The organism is Paenibacillus sp. JT22N12 (assembly GCF_056269365.1).
In genome coordinates this window covers 92,352-108,942 of record NZ_JBWDNU010000002.1, presented here as the reverse complement: position 1 = coordinate 108,942, position 16,591 = coordinate 92,352, and the positions used below count along the sequence as shown (strand labels likewise).

The following is a 16,591-nucleotide window of genomic DNA, read 5'->3' as shown; positions in this document are numbered from 1 at the left end:
TTTCATATATAGAAGGCGCCAAAAAAAAGCATTTCCCGCTCCGCGTGTCAGCGTTTTCTTTTGCTATTAAGCCTGCGCTTTAGTAAACCTCAGGTAACTAGGTAATAATAATTTCAGTTCTTCTCCTATTCTATTTGTTTAACTATACTATGTATAAGGAAGCAGGTAGAAACAGCCGTACCTGCCGTTAAGATTGATGACTAATTCAAAGGAGTGACCATTTGTGAAATACCGCAAGTTGGGCAAGAATGGCCCCGACATTTCCGTAATCGGCTTTGGGTCATGGGCAATCGGCGGCGGAGGCTGGGCCAGCGCCTGGGGAAGCCAGGACGATCAGTCTTCCATCGACAGCGTCCGCGCCGCGTTGGATGCAGGGGTCACTTTTTTTGATTCGGCAGCCGTATACGGACTGGGTCATTCGGAGGAAGTGCTGGGTCAAGCGTTGAAATCCGACCGCAGCCGTATTGTTCTCGCGACCAAATGCGGCCTTGTCTGGGATGAGAACCGCAATCCTGCACGGAGCGCGGCCTACGATTCCGTCCTGCAGGAAGCAGAAGCCTCCTTGCGCCGCCTCGGAACCGATTATATCGATTTATATCAGGTTCATTGGCCGGATGCCGACGTTCCCGCCGAAGAGACGATGCGTGCCCTGGACAAGCTTGTACAGGACGGCAAAGTCCGTTATGTCGGTGTAAGCAATTATGATGTTCCCCTGCTCAAGCAGTCGCTTGCCGTCCGTCATGTCGATTCCCTTCAGCCGCCTTATTCCATTCTGCGGCCGGCAGCCGAAAAAGAACTGCTGCCTTTCTGTCTGGAGAACGGCATCGGCGTTGTCGCTTACAGTCCTCTAACCTCGGGGTTGCTGTCAGGCAATTATACGTATGATACGACCTTCGAAGAAGGAGATTGGCGCTCCCGCAATAAAGCCCATACCGGCGAGGGCCTGCGCAGCAACGTGGACAAGGCGGAGAAACTGAAAGCGGTTGCCGAACGCTGCGGGATTACGCTTCCGCAGTTGGCTGTCGCTTACGATCTCGCCCATCCCGCAATTACCAGTGCGATCGTAGGCGTGCGCAAGCCAAGCCATATTCTCGGTGTGCTTCCCGCAGCGGATGTTGCGCTGGATGATGCAACTCTGGCGGAAATTCGCGCTATTGCCTCCGCCGAATCATAATATTTCAATCAGGAAAGGTGACGAGAAGCACATGCAAATTGATTTATCCAATAAAACAGCGCTTGTAACAGGCGCGACCGGAGAGCTCGGAAGAGTGATCGCAGGCACTCTGGCACAATGCGGTGCTGACATCCTTGTTCATTATCATCAAAATTCGGCCAAAGCCGAGCAGCTCAAGCAGCAGATCGAAGCTCTTGGCCGTAGAGCCATTACCGTCCAGGCGGATGTGGCGGATTTGAATTCAGTCAAACAAATGCAGCAAACTGCTCTGGATGCCGGATTCGGCTCCCCCGATATCGTGGTTGCAAACGCTGTGTCCCAATACTCCTGGACATCCGTCCTGGAGCAGGATTCCAGTGATTATGTCGACCAATTTAATTCCTGCGTCCTGCAGGCCGTCCATCTGTCCAAAGTTTTCGTTCCTGCCATGATTGAGCGTAAGGCCGGCCGGGTTGTCGCCATTAATACGGAATGCGCCATGCAGAATTTCCCTAACCAATCGGCTTATGTAGCCGGCAAGCGCGGCATGGATGGCGTCTACCGGGTGCTGGCAAAAGAAATTGGCGAGCACCAAATCACCGTAAATCAGGTCGCACCCGGATGGACTATCAGCGAGAAAGACCGCTTGAACAATACCGAACGCAGCGAAAGCTACGAAAGCACGGTGCCGCTCAAACGCCGGGGCACGGATCAGGAAATCGCCAATGTGGTCGCCTTCCTTGCTTCCGATTTGTCCAGCTTCATCACCGGAGCATATATTCCGGTAGCAGGCGGCAACGTAATGGCGACGATATAATCTTTACCAGCATATAAAAAAAGCCCTGCACGTATTGTGCAGGGCTTTTTTCCCTTGTATTGAAAGTCTTGCTGCAAGCATTATACCTCCGCAGCCATTGTGCTAATGACGCGATTTCCCAAGCTGGATATGCTGGAGATTGGGAAAGCGTGTCAGGCGGAATTTTCCGGTCCGGTGGTTTGGCGGAGTTAACGTATATTCATCGGCGTTTTGCTTTTGCAATTCATCATTTTGCTGGGTTGGAATAGATACGATCCCGCTGGAAATAAATTCGAGCATCCGTTCTTTGTCAAGATCAAGAGCCTGAGCAATATGCAGAATGTCTAATTCAAAAGGTGAATTCACATTAAGAACAGTCAAAGTATATTTCCTCCTTACTCCTATATATCTATACCTAAATTATAGGCGATCAGGCCAGAGGAGGCTGTCGAAACCTGTAACATTAAAGAAATTTTAGAATCCCGGGTTTTAGGGATTCTTTTTATCGATAATTATAAGAAATAAGGAACATTTCTGTAAGGTATTTGTCACTTTTGGAGTCACACTCAAAACCGTCCCAAATGCTTGATAATTCTGAGAAATTGAAGATCGGCCGAATTGAAAAAAATAAAAAATGAGAAAAATGAGAAAGAAAAAGAGGTTGGAGGTGGTATATAGGACAGAAAAATGAAGGATCAGTAACGATCTAGGCGAAGGAGACTAAATTATAACATATCGTAGTCATCAAGCATTAAACGGACCCGGGACCTTTTCTTACAAAAACCTTACAAAAATCACCCCTTCGATACGAAGGATGTCAGCTTGGTATTTGGGAATTTATTACAATCAGTTTTGATTAGAGGATCATATTTCGCATAAAAACCTTCCAGAATTATGTATGGAATCTACATAACTCCAGAAGGTTGATGATAGCTCCTTAAGAAAAATGAACTCAGCTTAGCAATCGCCGGGTTTACCTGCTGCCACAGCCGTGCGGAAAGAAGATCCACAGCCGCATGTAGCCGATGCATTGGGATTGTTGATGGTGAAGCCTCCGCCCATGGCCGACTCCTTGAAGTCGATTTCCAGGCCGTTCAGATATTGCATACTTTCATTATCGACCACAACTTTAAGTCCGCTGTATTCGATCACTTTGTCGTCGTCATGCTGCTCGTCGTCAAAGCCCATGCCGTATGAGAATCCGCTGCAGCCGCCTTCCTTCACACCGATGCGCAGAAACAGATTCGGCGTTTCCTCGGAGCTGAGCATTTCTTTTATTTTTTCATTTGCAGTTTCGCTAATGTTAATCATTCATAATCCCTCCCAATCCAAAATAGTCGGTACAACTCTTGTGTTACTTACTTATTTAGTATACTCCACTTTACGCTGCGGCTCAATATGCTGCCATCCCTTTTAATGAGGCAGAATATAGAGAATGGCGAAAAAATGAAGCACCGATCCGCCTAGTACAAACAAATGCCACACCGCATGGTGATAAGGAAAACTCCGCCACATGTAGAAGATTGTACCGAAGCTGTACAAGAGCCCGCCGATGATCAGCAGATGCAGGCCGCCCGGCGCGAAATGCTCTTTGAGCGGCCCCCAGGCGAATACGATCATCCACCCCATCAGCAAATAGAGAATCGTCGAGGTAAACAGGAATCTGGAAGCGAAAAACGATTTGAATACAACCCCGCAAATCGCTACTCCCCAAATGATGCCAAAAAATGTCCAGCCCTCTGCTCCCTTCACCAGGTGAAGCAGAATGGGGGTATAAGTTCCCGCTATAAATAAATAGATGCAGGCATGATCCATTTTCTCAAAAACATTCTTCGCTCTGCCGGCCGGAAAGCTGTGCAGCAGCGTCGAACAGGTATATAACAGCAGCATCATTGTACCGTAAATCGTGAAACTAACCACATGGGATGCCTGCCCCTTGAGCGCGGCAAAAACAATAAGCAGCACGAGCGCCGCCACACTCAGCACGGCCCCAACACCATGGGTCAGCGCGTTGGCCATTTCTTCCCTGCGTGAATACGTATGCGTATTTGCCAATTCAACACCTCTTTTCCTTCTTCTATTATACCCCAACATCCATCAAGACGATAATAAGACCAAAGCGGTTTGCATGATAAATTAACAACGTCAGGTGTACCTCGCTTGACTTTGTGGTTGCCGCTCGACGGATGTAGGTTTATAATAAGGTCAGTTAATGTTCGAATGGGGTCACTACAGTATGCGTAAGTGACTTTTTTCACAAAGTATCTTTTCATTTCTTACCCATATCATCCGGACCTATGCAAACAGCGCCCAGCGGACTAGGAGGAAGCCGTCATGAATGTAGCCGTACCTACAGAAGACAAGCAGATGCAAGATATTATTGAGAAAGTTCGCTCCGGCGAACGCCTTTCCCGGGAAGATGGGGAATTTCTTTACAGTTCCGATGATCTCTTGACCATTGGGCAGTTGGCGAATGAAGTCAACATGAAGAAAAATGGCCGCAAGGTTTATTTTATTGAGAATATGAGCCTGTACTTCACCAATGTTTGCGAAGCACACTGCGCTTTTTGCAATTTCCGCAAGGATGAAGGCGAAGAAGGCTCGTACACACTTTCCGGGGCCGAAATGATCGCTTATGTGGAGCAGCATTTTCACCCGGGTGTCCGGGAATTTCACATTGTCGGTGGTCATAATCCCCATGTGCCGTTTCAATATTACGTGGATTCGTTAAAAGCATTACATGAGCGTTTTCCAGAAGTGACGCTCAAAGCCTACACGGCCGCCGAAATCGATTTCTTCTCGCGAATCAGCGGACTGAGCTACCGCGATGTACTTGAAGAGCTGATGAAAGCAGGTCTGAAAAGCCTGACCGGCGGCGGAGCGGAAATCCTCTCCGATGAATACCGCAAAAAAATGCGCGTGGAAAAAGCGGATGTATCGCAATATCTTGAGGTTCACCGTACTGCTCACAACCTTGGACTCCGTACACATACAACGATGCTTTACGGCTCCGTTGAGAAGCATGCAGACCGGATCAATCATATGCTGCAAATTCGCGAGCTGCAGGATGAGACGAACGGCTTTTTGGTGTTTATTCCGCTTTCCATGCAGCCCATCAGCCCGCGGGCCGGCATCCGCCGCCGTAACTCGGCTTTTGAGGATTTAAAGACCATCGCGATCAGCCGGCTCATGCTGGATAATTTTCAGCATATAAAAGCTTATTTTATAAATATTGGCACACAGCTGACTCAAGTGTCTCTTACGATGGGCGCTTCGGATGTTCACGGCACGATACTCAAAGAGCGCATCAGTCATGCTGCCGGCGCGCTTACGCCCGAGGGCATCACGCGCGAGGATCTGATCTGGCTGGTTAAAGGGGCTGGACGTATTCCCATTGAACGGGATACTTTCTATAACGAAGTAAAGGTTTATGAGTAAGGAAGAGGACATTCACGCGCATACTAAGCATCATCAGAATTGCAGATGATAAAGAAGGTTGGGGTTGCCAATGAAACGTTTTGTTATCCTCGGCGGCGGCTACGGAGGCTTAACCGTTGCCCATGAATTGTTGGAGGGCGAGCTGCCCGACGACACCATTATTGTTATGATCGACCGCATGCCCTACCAGGGACTTAAGACGGAATATTATTCGCTCGTCGCCGGAACGGCTGCGGACATTGATCTACGGGTCGATTTTCCATCCGATCCGAGATTGCTGGTCATGTACGGCGAAGTGATGTCGGTTGATCTGGAGGCTAAACAGGTCGGTATTGCCGGACAGGATCCGCTCGATTACGAGTGGCTGGTCATTGCTCTTGGCTGTACCGACAAATACCACAGCATCGAAGGGGCCGAGCTGTATTCCAACAGCATCCAAACCTTCGGAGCGGCGCGCAAAACGTACCAGGCTGTCAATGATGTCAAGCCTTACGGTCAGGTGACGATCGTGGGCGGCGGGCTCAGCGGCGTTGAAATCGCCTCAGAGCTGCGAGAAGGCCGGCCCGATATCAACATCCGTATTGTAGACCGGGGACCGAGTATTTTATCAGCCTTTCCCAATAAGCTGCAGCAGTATGTTTCTTCGTGGTTTATTGAGCATGAGGTGGAGATGCGCGGAAATGTGTCCATCCACAAGGTGGAGCAGGGGATCTTGTACGATCAGAACAATACAAGCCCCCTGCTGACGGATGTCATCGTGTGGACTGCCGGAATTCAGCCCATATCGCTGGTCCAGAAGATTAATCTTCCCAAGGATCCCACAGGACGGCTGATTGTGAATGAGTACCATCAGCTGCCTAGCCATACGGATGTATTCATTGTTGGAGATTGCTCTTCCATACCTTTCGCCCCCAGTGCCCAGGCAGCGGAAGCGCAGGGCAAACAGGTTGCGGAGGTCATGCAGGCGCAGTGGAACGACAAGACACCGAAGCTGTCCAAAATCAAGCTCAAGGGCGTTCTTGGTTCGCTTGGCAAAAAATCAGGCTTTGGCCTGATGGGCCGTACACCGATTATGGGCCGTGTGCCGCGTGTGCTCAAAAGCGGCGTGCTATGGATGTCCAAGCATCATCTGGGCTAGCACGCCAAGACTTTTTTTATTTATAAATCGTCAATCAGCCGGTCGAGCGCTTCCCGCTCAGCATCCTGCTCACCAACAGCTTTCATAATTTCATCAAACAATTCATCCGCTGATGGAGCCGCGACGATTTCACCATTAACCATACCGAACGGAAACAGATAACATTCGCCGCAGTTGCCGAGGCAGCCGTATTCAATAATTTCCAGCTCCGGATTCGCTTCAAGCTGTTTCATAACACGATCGGTGCCATGATGCATATTGCTGGCGCAAAATTCAATAATTGGTTTTAACATGATGTTTTCACCTTACCTTGATGATATCGGATGATATCCATTTTCAATTGTTCTACTTTGTATTATAATAGGGGAGAAAGGAGTGGATTGCAATGAGTGATACACAAAGCACCACAATGTATGATGAAGTGTTGGACGTTCTTGATAAGCTTCGCCCTTTCCTCCAGCGCGATGGCGGCGACGTCGAACTCGTTGATGTAGAGGACGGAATCGTTAAGCTTCGCCTGATGGGTGCTTGCGGCAGCTGCCCAAGTTCGACAATCACGCTCAAAGCGGGTATCGAACGTGCCCTGCTTGAAGAAGTTGAAGGCGTACAAGAGGTTATGCAGGTATTCTAAGTTATAACCCAAGCCAAAGTCCTAAAGAAGAACGTCAGCGTTTCTTCTGCAATAAAGAGTCTTGCCGCTATCATCGCCTTATGGGCAGATGAGGGTCCGGCAAGACTCTTTTTCTGACCGAAAGCATAAAGAACTACCGAAAAACCGGCTGCTGCCGGCCAGATCAGCCCGCTTGCCTGGACCTCATCTTTAAATTATGTACTGGGAATACTGTTCTTGATGGGATCGAAACCACCGGTGACATCAATGATATTTCCGGTCAAATAATCCGAAGCCGGCAAACAAAGAAATCCAATGACACGGGCAATATCTTCCCCGCTTCCCGGCCGTCCGCGCGGCGACTCTTCATCGCGCTCATGAAGCACTTCCGCGATGGTACGTTCCTTGTTGAGCCCTTTAATATCGCCGGGACAAATCATATGGACCGTAATTCCGTCTCCTGCCTCCTCAACGGCAAGCGTCTTGGTAAAGGAAACAAGACCTGTCTTGGCAGACGCATACACGGATCTGTGCGGCCAGGCCCTGCCTTCTCCGGCGTGACCGAAGCCAAAATGGATAATACGTCCCCACTGTCTACTTCGCATCCCCGGGAGCAGTTTATGGTCCAGGAGCATTACGCCGAGCAGATTGCCGTTAACCAGATTGATAATATCCTCAACCCCATAATCGGCAAAGCGTTTGCGTTCCCTTATAAAGGGTCCGGCATTATTGATCAAAATATCCACACAGCCGCTGGACGACCAGCTTTGCGCCTGCTCTGCCAGCCGCTCTACATCGCAGCGCAGCGAAATATCAGCCTGAAAAGCTGCAGCGCGCACGCCGAGCAGTTCGATCTCGGCAGCAAGCTGCAGAGCCTCATCCCTGCTGTTGACGTAGTTCAGCACAAGGTCGCAGCCCATGCGGGCCAAAGTTAGTGCGGTCATTTTGCCCAAGCCTTTGGCGCTGCCTGTTATTAAAGCTGTTTTTCCGATAAGATCCATGGGTAACCCTCCCATGTGCAGTATAGCATATTAAATTCGTTTCCTCATATGTTTGCAAGCATGATCAAAAGCAAGCAGCAGGGTATCGTATATTAATTCCATTCCTTGAGTCAAATCATCACAGCGCTCCTGCAAATTTTCCAATCGGTGATGTTCTCCGTATGCCAGATAGCTCTGCTGCAAATCATCCTGCATTTCCGAATTCATGTAATGAATTTCGGTGTTGCGCCGTTTCCGCAGCCTTCCAAGCGGTTCTTTGTATTGTTCTTTTAGGGCGTCAAGCCTGGATATAAGCAAAGGATGAAGATTACGCTGGCGCATGCCGCGCAAAACCGTAAAATAAGAAAAATGTACTTTAATCCGCTCCGTTTGCAGATTAAGAAATTCATTCATCAGGGTCCCCAGCTTGTCAAGCAATGCAAATAAACGGATAAAGGCATTTTTGTCAAAATAAACATGCCGGTGATAATCGAGCAATTCATCCGGTGGCATACTTTCCATGGAAGTGGATTTCACCTTATCTGCGAATTTTCTCGCTGCATATTGGCTCTGCTCCAATTCATCAAGCGATACGATCAGGCCAAGGGTCCATATTTCATATTTCCGCAGCTTTTGCTCGCTGTCTTTGCCTTTGGAAATGGAATCGTGAAGCATTGAAGCAAAGCGCTTCATTAGCTGCATCGATTCGTGAAGCTTTCCCTCCGCTTTCCGTGGAGGGTCATCAAACAGCATTCGCAGCATGATTTGAATCCTCCTAGAGTCGTTCAATTGCCGGAGTCCGTAGGTTTCCCCGAAAATGCTCTGCTCAAGCAGCCAACTTATGAGCGAAAATACTCTTTCCACCTGCGGTCCACGAGCTCCACAATATCCTCGCGCGCCACAAGCTCATCCGGATATCCCGGCTTCATACGAGCATCAATAACGAGCGGCAGCTCATAGCCGACATGATGCCGCCGAACAACTGTCCCGGCGTAGATGTCGTCTGCCGGATTGAAGCGCGTGAATACCGTCCAGAGGAACGGTGTCTGCGCAGAGGCGACAGCGGCATCGTCAGCCAGAATGACAAGGGGCCACCGCGTGCCGCGTTCCTGAAGCCGCCCCAGCAGCCGCTCGGCAAGCTTCGGCTCTTCCACGAAAGACTCGCCTGATACGACCAGGCAGCCACGGCAGTATACCTCAATGCCCTCAATCTCATCCAGAGGACCTTCATCATAGTCCCCGGGCAGTTCCCTTACAGGATCACCAACGCCCAGCATGACGGCTTTACTGCCGTGGTTGAGCTTGCCGCCCGTATAATCCAGCGTATCATGCGAGGTTTTATCGAAGATGTACAAATCCGTCTCCGGCCTGAACCGCTCCAGCACAGTCTCGAGAAGACGGTCGAATTGAGCCAGATCAAGCGGTTGATCCGTTACCATCAGAAATTTGGTCAAAGTAAGCTGTCCTTCTCCGAGTATGCGGAACGCCGTTGTCAGAGCCTCGCGTGAATAACTCTCCCGTACTACCGCTGCAGCCAGCGCATGGAATCCTGTTTCCGCATAGGTCCACAAATCCTTCACGCCCGGCATCGCCAGAGGAAAAGCCGGTGAGAGCAGACGCTGCAGGAAATCACCCAGATAATAATCTTCCTGACGCGGCTTGCCTACAATTGTTGCCGGGTATATGGCATCCTTCCGATGCCACATATGACTGACATCGAATACCGGGAAATCATGGGTCCAGGAATAATAGCCATAATGATCGCCAAACGGCCCCTCCGGCCGTCTGATATGCGGGGCAACGCTTCCACTAATGACAAATTCCGCATTCGCCGGAATACGATGACTGCCGTAAGGATCCTGTACAACCGGCAGCTTGCTCCCGGTAATCAATGAAGCCAGCAGAAGCTCAGGCAAATGCTCGGGCACCGGAGCGATAGCCGACGCAATCAATGCCGGCGGTCCGCCAAGGAAAACAGAGACAGGCAGCGCTTCTCCGCGTTTCTCCGCCTCATGATAATGAAATCCGCCGCCTTTATGAATTTGCCAGTGCATGCCTGTTGTCGAATCATCAAATATTTGCATCCGGTACATACCCAGATTATGCTGCTTGCGATGCTCGGGATGCTCCGTATAGACCAGAGGAAGCGTGACGAAAGGCCCTCCGTCAAGCTGCCAGCTAGTCAACGCCGGCAATCCCTCAAGCGGCCTTTCCCGCCTGCATGCACCCAGCACGGGAGCGGATGATGCCGGAGTCGGCTTGAGACCAACCTTCATCGCATCCCAGATCAGCGAACGTTCGCCCCAGATGGCTTTGGGCGTTGGAGGCAGTATTCGGTCCAAAGCCCCTACGGCCTGCTTCATAAAAGCCTCCGGACGAGGGCCAAAAGCAAGATCCACCCTTCGGATCGTACCGAATAAATTGGTCACAACGGGAAAAGCGCTGCCTTTCACATTTGTGAAAAGCAGCGCTGGACCGCCCTGATCAATCACGCGGCGATGGATTTCAGCAATTTCCAGATAGGGATCAACTGGCGCATCGATCACCGCCAAATCATTTTCTCGGCGCAGCGTCTCAATAAAGCCTCTTAAGTCAGCAAAACTCATTTTTTAGCCACGTCCTTCCCGCCATTTCCAAGCACGAATCATCAAGTCGGCCAATATGCCGAACAAGAAGGAAACAATAATATTATGAAGGATACTCGTAAACACCAATAAATCCGCGTTCGTCAGGGTAACCGTCAATACTGCGCCGCTGACGACTTGCGCGCAAATCAAAACGAAAGCCCATGTAGCCGAACGGCGGAGCTCCGGATTTCTGGAACAAACCTGGCTCACGTACCTCCACAGCCACACAATTAAAATCAGCAGGACGAGTGCTCCCAGGCGGTGGATAAATACAATTCGGGTCGCCCCCTCCATCGCAGGGATAAATTCTCCATTACATAACGGCCAGCCCTGGCAGCCTCCGGAAGAGTCCGTATGCCGGACAAAGGCGCCCAGATACACGACAACATAACTGTAGACAAGCACAGTAAGCACGAACCGGAAAACCAAACGGGGCACCGCTGCAAGCGGCCTGTCCTCAATCGTGCCACGCCGAACTCTGCCTGTCCAAAATACCAGCAGCAGCGTACTGACAAAAGCCAGAATGGAAAATCCGAAATGCATCGCCAGTACGGCTGCGGACTGCTCCCAGACAACCGCAATGGCACCAAGAACAGCCTGCAGCAGCGTAAAGAATCCAGCCAGACTGGCATAAATAACAGCCTCTGTTCTTCGGCGGTAAAGCATCAATGTGGCGATAAAGACGGCCAGCACCAGCATGCCCACCAGACCGCTGATCAGCCGATGTGAATATTCAATTAATGATTCCAATGTATAAGCCGGAATAAACTTGCCGTTGCATAGTGGAAAATCCGTTCCGCAGCCTCTCCCGGAATCCGTATTGGTTACCAAAGAACCTGCGATCAGTACAAGAAACATTCCAATGCACGCCGCGATAGCAATTGCACGGTAACGGTTTGGGGTCAATCTCATCACCTTGCTTCCAAAAGAATTCAATCAACTTCCCAATTATAGCGGACTCATTGGCCAAATACCATGTTGAAAATGTGACCGTTTTGGTCCGACATCATTTATACAAAACCAATTATGTATCGTGTTTCAAAGGGTTATTATTCCCCTTCTGCCGATCGCGCTTCATTAAATGGAATGACAACCAAAATGAAGCTATTAACAGGTTTTACAAAGGTTAGCCAGAATAATCCGAAACAGCACAGCAAGGCGAGAAAACAAATGAGTTACGATTGAGGACGATTCCTCCCACTCTTCCTGTGCCCAAGGAGCAACACTGCTTCCCGTGACGACAGGGGTGAAAGCGGACAAGAAAAAGCCCGCAAGCGGCCGGAATCCGGCTGGCTTGCGGGCAATGTTTGTTACGCTTGGGAGCTATTCAAGGCTCCTGCCACCTGTAGGGCACGGTCCAGAAACTGCTCGATCTCCTCACGCGATTTGCGAAGCTTGTTAACAAAACGCACGAGTTCGCGATTATTCTGAAAAGCGACAAAGCTCGGAATACCAAGAATATTCAATTCCCCGCACAAATCGGGCAGCTCGTCGCGGTCAATCTGTATAAAATGAATGCTGTCCGCATACTTTTGCTCGATATCCGGCATGAAAGGATCAATATAATGGCAATCCGGGCACCAGGTCGTCTTGAACACAGCCACAGTGATCGGGGCTGTTGAAGCAACAGCCTCTCGGAACGCCTCATCGGTTTTTATGATCTCCATTGCACAAGCACACCTTTCTTCATGCAAGCATAACCTTTATGGCTCGCGGTTAATAACCAGCATGTCATTATCTTCGTACCAGCTTTGCCAGCTCAACTCTCCGCCCAAGGCCTTCACAAGATCACGGGCTGATACATAAGTGACCCCTTGGATGACTGTTGCCGGAAAAGCCCATTTTAACGTTTTTCCATTTACGACGGCCTGATTGCTTCCTACTTTCAAAATCACTGTGGTTTGGGTCGCATCGTCGTATACAGTAATTTTACCTGTCGCAGCGTCTTTAGTCAAAGTCGCTCCCAGCTCTGACGCTGTATCGCGCAGTGGTATGATTGTCACACCGGCAGGAGTCCTGATGGCAAGATTATCGCTGTAATCCGGATTGAATTCTACGGTTTGTCTGGTTATATGCGCACTATTGCGAAGCAGATCATACATGACGGACTTGTTGTCAAATTGACGGAGTAACTGATAGCCTTCCATGTTACCAAGGTCCATTTCACTGATTGCAGTATCGGAATCCACAGGAGCAGCAGGCGTTACAGTTCCATTGACATTCCACGTTTCACCCGACATCTTGATCCAGATTCCTTTCAGAGGGGAATCAGCAAGTTCGTCTTCAACGCCAGCAAGCTCGTCGTTATTCTGTGTATCAGCTGTGGCAGAATTGCTAAAATGTGGAACAATGGAAGCCTCCACAGTTGATTTACGGATATCAAGCTTGGTGTCCACGAACAGATCGGTTTTGATATAGGTCTCTTCGCTCAGAATCTCCGCCAGCATTTCCGGATCAGCTTGATCCATCTCATCCTTCAATTCAGTGAGCAGTTCAAGGATACCCGCTGACGCTTCCTCTACAGCCGTTGTCTTCTCATCTTCCTCCGGAAGGCTTCCAAAGATACTTTCTCCGGCTTGCGATTCCAGAAGATCCGTCTGTTCCGCGAGCGTATCCAGCACGCCCGTAATCATCGTGTTCAGACCTTCCTCATCATTCAACAAGGCGTCAACGTAGGATTTAGCCCAGCTCCACAATTCTTTGCCGTTCAATTCGGCGTGGACGCGCATGCCGCTTACGGTTTCGCCATTTACCTGCTCCTGGCCCGGATCTACCGTCAGCGAGCTTGGATTCGGCAAATTATCAATGGCATAACCGCTGAAAATATCAATAATCTGTTTGCCCGTCACTGCCAGAGCCTCTTTGTCAGCCGGAGTGCCGGATACCTGCGAAGCAAGATCAGTGCCGGTAAACTCACTCAGCAGTTCACTATCCAAATGAATGACGAACGGCTGCTTCGCGCCTTCAAGATCCAGTTCAACAAGCTTCTCGTCGGCTTTAAGCGAGAAGCCAATGCTTTTGCTGTTCAGTATAAGCTTACCTTCTGCGGACATATGGCCGTTGTCCGATATTTTTATATCATCCAGTTGAAGATTAATTTGTGAAATCCATTTCAGCAGCTCCGTTTCGTCATGATCCGCCCCATCCAAGGAGCCGTCGGCAAGAAGCAGCTTGAATTCAATATTTTGCTTGCCTTCCATGGTAGAGACTTTGATAGATTGCTTGAGCATTTGATTGAAATCCACACCGCCAAGCGCTTGGCAGCCCGCCACGATGACCAATGTCAGCGCAAGCAGCGCCAAGCCTATTGCTTTCCCACTCCACTTCCACTTTTTCAATTCAAAAAACCCCTCTCCATGGGTAAAAAGACTAATGTCTATTCTACCATGGAGAGGGGAATAATGGAAGATTATTTCACTTGCTTCCAACACTCTTGGAGCGCGCCATTATGCGCATTAGCGGGTTTAACAGCTTGCGCAGCGGCCCAGGAAATTGACGGACATCCTCAGCTGTTACCACACGCAGCAGAACAAGCAAAACAACATAAAGACCGAGCGATACAACTCCTGCGGCTCCAGCCGAAATCAGATACATCAGCTTCGCAGGAAGGGCATCCAGCAGATGTCTGCCGCCGAAATCGACAAGCCACCCCGCTGCTGCCGACAGGACAATCGTGATGCTGTAGCCTGTCCAGCTGCTGCCCAGAACCTTGAGCGGAACATCCTTGCGGATTGCTCTTAGATTGAGATACGCAATCACGACGAAGCATAACGTGGAAGACAGAATCAATCCATACGCCCCCATAAGAGGAGCAAGCAGCAGACTGGCCGCCACCTTCAATGCCAACCCAATCAGGGTGTGACGCATAGGCAGGCGCGGTTTTCCTAGGCCGAATAGGACCGAGTTGCTCGTCATCATCGTAATTTGAAAAATCGTACCCGCTGTCAGAGCCGCTACGAGCCCGCTTCCGCCCGTACCGTCAAACAGAAAGCCTGTTACTGAAATGGATGCTATCGTCAGCATCAGTGCTGCCGGTACGCCGGTAAATACAACAATGCGCATAACCAGTGAGGTTTGACGCTGCACTTCATTCATGTTACGGATGGAGTAGGCCGAGGAGATGACCGGAATAATCGATGAGCTCAGGGCAATGGCAAGAATCGGCGGTATGCCGGCAATCCCTTGCGCCCTGAAGCCCAGCCATTTGCTGGCCAGCTTCCCCACATCATCCGATGCATAGAAAGCATCCGTCAGCCGGCTGAACAACAAAATATCAAAGTTATAAATAAACTGGACGGTCATAGCTGCAATTACGATCGGCACCGAAATCGAAAACAGCTCTTTATAAATGGATCGATAAGACAGCATCGAGCCGTTTGAGGCTTTTCCAGGCTCCTTCCGCGATTGGTTCGACCGGTCTGGACTTTCTGCGGCATCCTGCTTTCTGAGCCTACCGGCGTAAAACAGCATGACCAGAAAAGCCCCTACGCTGCCCAGTACGCTGCCGAAAGTAGCCGCTCCGGCAACCCAGCGGTCGCTCCAGCCCCAAGCCAGCAGCAGCACGACAAGTCCAATTGCCGTCAATACACGCATAAACTGCTCGACGATTTGCGAAATTCCGCCGGCCATCATAAACTGGCGGCCCTGGAAATAACCACGCATCATCGCAATAACAGGAAACAGCAGCAGTGCAGGGGCGATTGCCCGAATGGAAATATCCGCTCCGGGATGCTGTGATATCTGGGTAGCAATAAACGGTGCGAATATATATAGCAGACTGGCTACAACAAGGCCTGTTATGGCCCCGAACCATAGCGCCGCCCGGTATATGCGCTGCGCATCGGCGGGACGCCCCAGAGCATAACGCTCCGACACCATCTTGCTGATGGCGCTAGGTATTCCGCCTGTCGCAATAATAAGAAGCATCAAGTAAATGTTATTGGCGACGTTGAAATAGTTTCCCCCGTCAACAGTGAGCATATTATCCAGCGGGATACGCTGGAATATCCCTAGAAAACGGGCTACCAGCGCAGCGGCCGCCAGGATAATGGTTCCTTTGATCAAGGAGTCTTTTTTAACCATGAGCTGCTCTCAAATCTCCCCGCACGTAAAAATTTATTTCGCTTTAATTTCCTCAAGCGGCTTGTGATTGCCCCGGACCGGCGCTGCTGCATGGGTAGGCGCAGCCCAGCGGACTCCATTCCGGATAACCTGAAGCACATTCTCATTGTAATAGGTCGGATATGTCTCATGCCCAGGACGGAAATAGAAAATCTTGCCTTGTCCGCGGAAAAACGTGCAGCCGCTGCGGAATACTTCTCCGCCCTCGAACCAGCTGACAAGCACCAGCTCATCCGGCGCAGGAATATCGAAATGCTCCCCGTACATCTCTTCGCGTTCAAGCACAAACTGCTCGGGAATTCCGGCAGCGATCGGGTGAGCCGGATTAACGACCCAGATACGCTCTTTCTCGTCGGCTTCACGCCATTTCAGATTGCAGCCTGTTCCCATGAGCTTCTTGAAGATTTTTGAAAAATGTCCGGAATGCAGCACGATCAGTCCCATGCCGCCAAGTACGCGCGCCTGTACACGGTCAACAATGTGATCGGCCACTTGATCATGTCCCTTATGGCCCCACCAGACCAGCACGTCCGTTCCGGCCAACACCTCTTCCGTCAGCCCATGCTCCGGCTGATCCATGGTGGCGGTACGGACTTCGAAGCCGTCCGTTCCAATTCCTTGCGCGATCGCATTATGTATGCCATCCGGATAAACCAACCTTACCTCTTCGCTTTCCTTCTCATGCAGAAACTCATTCCAAACCGTAACTTTCAACATTCCTCTCGCCT

The 16,591-nt window shown here is 50.2% G+C and carries 17 protein-coding genes; 5 read left to right on the top strand and 12 right to left on the bottom strand.

All coding sequences use genetic code 11. The annotated features are described in order from the left end of the window. The first annotated feature begins 223 nt into the window (after positions 1-223). A complete protein-coding gene (locus AC0YOA_RS06115; RefSeq protein WP_475785883.1) occupies positions 224-1,174 on the top strand; it encodes an aldo/keto reductase in 951 nt (316 codons plus the stop codon). Between the two features lie 31 nt (positions 1,175-1,205). Beyond that, complete coding sequence (locus AC0YOA_RS06110) at positions 1,206-1,970, top strand: SDR family NAD(P)-dependent oxidoreductase (RefSeq protein ID WP_475785882.1); 765 nt, start codon at positions 1,206-1,208, stop codon at positions 1,968-1,970. Positions 1,971-2,072: 102 nt separating this feature from the next. Here the strand turns inward: AC0YOA_RS06110 and AC0YOA_RS06105 are convergent, their stop codons facing one another. The 3 genes from AC0YOA_RS06105 to trhA all read right to left on the bottom strand — a co-directional run bounded on the left by AC0YOA_RS06105 (position 2,073) and on the right by trhA (position 4,004). Next, positions 2,073-2,330: a hypothetical protein gene (locus AC0YOA_RS06105; protein ID WP_475785881.1), complete on the bottom strand. Its 258-nt coding sequence runs from the start codon at positions 2,328-2,330 to the stop codon at positions 2,073-2,075. A gap of 576 nt (positions 2,331-2,906) precedes the next feature. Further along, the gene (gene erpA / locus AC0YOA_RS06100; protein ID WP_210038399.1) at positions 2,907-3,260 is read right to left on the bottom strand and encodes an iron-sulfur cluster insertion protein ErpA; all 354 of its coding nucleotides are present in this window, start codon (positions 3,258-3,260) and stop codon (positions 2,907-2,909) included. A 102-nt stretch (positions 3,261-3,362) separates the two neighbouring features. Then, positions 3,363-4,004: a PAQR family membrane homeostasis protein TrhA gene (gene trhA, locus AC0YOA_RS06095; protein WP_210038398.1), complete on the bottom strand. Its 642-nt coding sequence runs from the start codon at positions 4,002-4,004 to the stop codon at positions 3,363-3,365. Positions 4,005-4,283: 279 nt separating this feature from the next. Between trhA and mqnE the strand changes: the two genes are divergently transcribed. After that, on the top strand, positions 4,284-5,387 hold the full coding sequence (gene mqnE, locus AC0YOA_RS06090) for an aminofutalosine synthase MqnE (protein ID WP_475785880.1): 1,104 nt from the start codon (positions 4,284-4,286) through the stop codon (positions 5,385-5,387). Positions 5,388-5,457: 70 nt separating this feature from the next. Then, complete coding sequence (locus AC0YOA_RS06085; protein ID WP_475785879.1) at positions 5,458-6,525, top strand: NAD(P)/FAD-dependent oxidoreductase; 1,068 nt, start codon at positions 5,458-5,460, stop codon at positions 6,523-6,525. Positions 6,526-6,545: 20 nt separating this feature from the next. On the opposite strand, the gene AC0YOA_RS06080 is transcribed toward AC0YOA_RS06085, so the two are convergent. Then, complete coding sequence (locus tag AC0YOA_RS06080; protein ID WP_210038395.1) at positions 6,546-6,818, bottom strand: YuzB family protein; 273 nt, start codon at positions 6,816-6,818, stop codon at positions 6,546-6,548. Positions 6,819-6,910: 92 nt separating this feature from the next. Between AC0YOA_RS06080 and AC0YOA_RS06075 the strand changes: the two genes are divergently transcribed. Further along, the gene (locus tag AC0YOA_RS06075; RefSeq protein ID WP_210038394.1) at positions 6,911-7,156 is read left to right on the top strand and encodes a NifU family protein; all 246 of its coding nucleotides are present in this window, start codon (positions 6,911-6,913) and stop codon (positions 7,154-7,156) included. A gap of 194 nt (positions 7,157-7,350) precedes the next feature. Here AC0YOA_RS06075 and AC0YOA_RS06070 read toward each other — a convergent pair whose 3' ends face one another. The 8 genes from AC0YOA_RS06070 to AC0YOA_RS06035 form a co-directional block, all read right to left on the bottom strand. After that, the gene (locus AC0YOA_RS06070) at positions 7,351-8,136 is read right to left on the bottom strand and encodes an SDR family oxidoreductase (protein WP_475785878.1); all 786 of its coding nucleotides are present in this window, start codon (positions 8,134-8,136) and stop codon (positions 7,351-7,353) included. Between the two features lie 30 nt (positions 8,137-8,166). Beyond that, the gene (locus AC0YOA_RS06065) at positions 8,167-8,877 is read right to left on the bottom strand and encodes a Cthe_2314 family HEPN domain-containing protein (protein WP_475785877.1); all 711 of its coding nucleotides are present in this window, start codon (positions 8,875-8,877) and stop codon (positions 8,167-8,169) included. A gap of 77 nt (positions 8,878-8,954) precedes the next feature. Then, a complete protein-coding gene (locus AC0YOA_RS06060; RefSeq protein ID WP_475785876.1) occupies positions 8,955-10,721 on the bottom strand; it encodes a UbiD family decarboxylase in 1,767 nt (588 codons plus the stop codon). Positions 10,722-10,724: 3 nt separating this feature from the next. Beyond that, on the bottom strand, positions 10,725-11,654 hold the full coding sequence (locus tag AC0YOA_RS06055; RefSeq protein WP_379113950.1) for a COX15/CtaA family protein: 930 nt from the start codon (positions 11,652-11,654) through the stop codon (positions 10,725-10,727). 398 nt (positions 11,655-12,052) lie between these two features. Next, positions 12,053-12,409, bottom strand: a complete 357-nt coding sequence (locus AC0YOA_RS06050; RefSeq protein ID WP_475785875.1) for a thioredoxin family protein — start codon at positions 12,407-12,409, stop codon at positions 12,053-12,055. A gap of 36 nt (positions 12,410-12,445) precedes the next feature. Beyond that, the gene (locus AC0YOA_RS06045; RefSeq protein ID WP_475785874.1) at positions 12,446-14,080 is read right to left on the bottom strand and encodes a copper amine oxidase N-terminal domain-containing protein; all 1,635 of its coding nucleotides are present in this window, start codon (positions 14,078-14,080) and stop codon (positions 12,446-12,448) included. Between the two features lie 76 nt (positions 14,081-14,156). After that, complete coding sequence (locus AC0YOA_RS06040; RefSeq protein ID WP_475785873.1) at positions 14,157-15,824, bottom strand: putative polysaccharide biosynthesis protein; 1,668 nt, start codon at positions 15,822-15,824, stop codon at positions 14,157-14,159. Positions 15,825-15,857: 33 nt separating this feature from the next. Further along, complete coding sequence (locus AC0YOA_RS06035) at positions 15,858-16,580, bottom strand: ThuA domain-containing protein (RefSeq protein ID WP_475785872.1); 723 nt, start codon at positions 16,578-16,580, stop codon at positions 15,858-15,860. Positions 16,581-16,591: the final 11 nt, after the last annotated feature.

Bases quoted from the DNA above. Each gene is read 5' to 3' on its own strand.
- AC0YOA_RS06110 (WP_475785882.1), top strand. From the start codon at position 1,206: ATGCAAATTGATTTATCCAATAAAACAGCGCTTGTAACAGGCGCGACC.
- AC0YOA_RS06060 (WP_475785876.1), bottom strand. From the start codon at position 10,721: ATGAGTTTTGCTGACTTAAGAGGCTTTATTGAGACGCTGCGCCGAGAA.
- AC0YOA_RS06070 (WP_475785878.1), bottom strand. From the start codon at position 8,136: ATGGATCTTATCGGAAAAACAGCTTTAATAACAGGCAGCGCCAAAGGC.
- AC0YOA_RS06080 (WP_210038395.1), bottom strand. From the start codon at position 6,818: ATGTTAAAACCAATTATTGAATTTTGCGCCAGCAATATGCATCATGGC.
- AC0YOA_RS06085 (WP_475785879.1), top strand. From the start codon at position 5,458: ATGAAACGTTTTGTTATCCTCGGCGGCGGCTACGGAGGCTTAACCGTT.
- AC0YOA_RS06050 (WP_475785875.1), bottom strand. From the start codon at position 12,409: ATGGAGATCATAAAAACCGATGAGGCGTTCCGAGAGGCTGTTGCTTCA.
- AC0YOA_RS06035 (WP_475785872.1), bottom strand. From the start codon at position 16,580: ATGTTGAAAGTTACGGTTTGGAATGAGTTTCTGCATGAGAAGGAAAGC.
- AC0YOA_RS06065 (WP_475785877.1), bottom strand. From the start codon at position 8,877: ATGCTGCGAATGCTGTTTGATGACCCTCCACGGAAAGCGGAGGGAAAG.
- AC0YOA_RS06055 (WP_379113950.1), bottom strand. From the start codon at position 11,654: ATGAGATTGACCCCAAACCGTTACCGTGCAATTGCTATCGCGGCGTGC.
- mqnE (WP_475785880.1), top strand. From the start codon at position 4,284: ATGAATGTAGCCGTACCTACAGAAGACAAGCAGATGCAAGATATTATT.
- AC0YOA_RS06075 (WP_210038394.1), top strand. From the start codon at position 6,911: ATGAGTGATACACAAAGCACCACAATGTATGATGAAGTGTTGGACGTT.
- AC0YOA_RS06040 (WP_475785873.1), bottom strand. From the start codon at position 15,824: ATGGTTAAAAAAGACTCCTTGATCAAAGGAACCATTATCCTGGCGGCC.
- erpA (WP_210038399.1), bottom strand. From the start codon at position 3,260: ATGATTAACATTAGCGAAACTGCAAATGAAAAAATAAAAGAAATGCTC.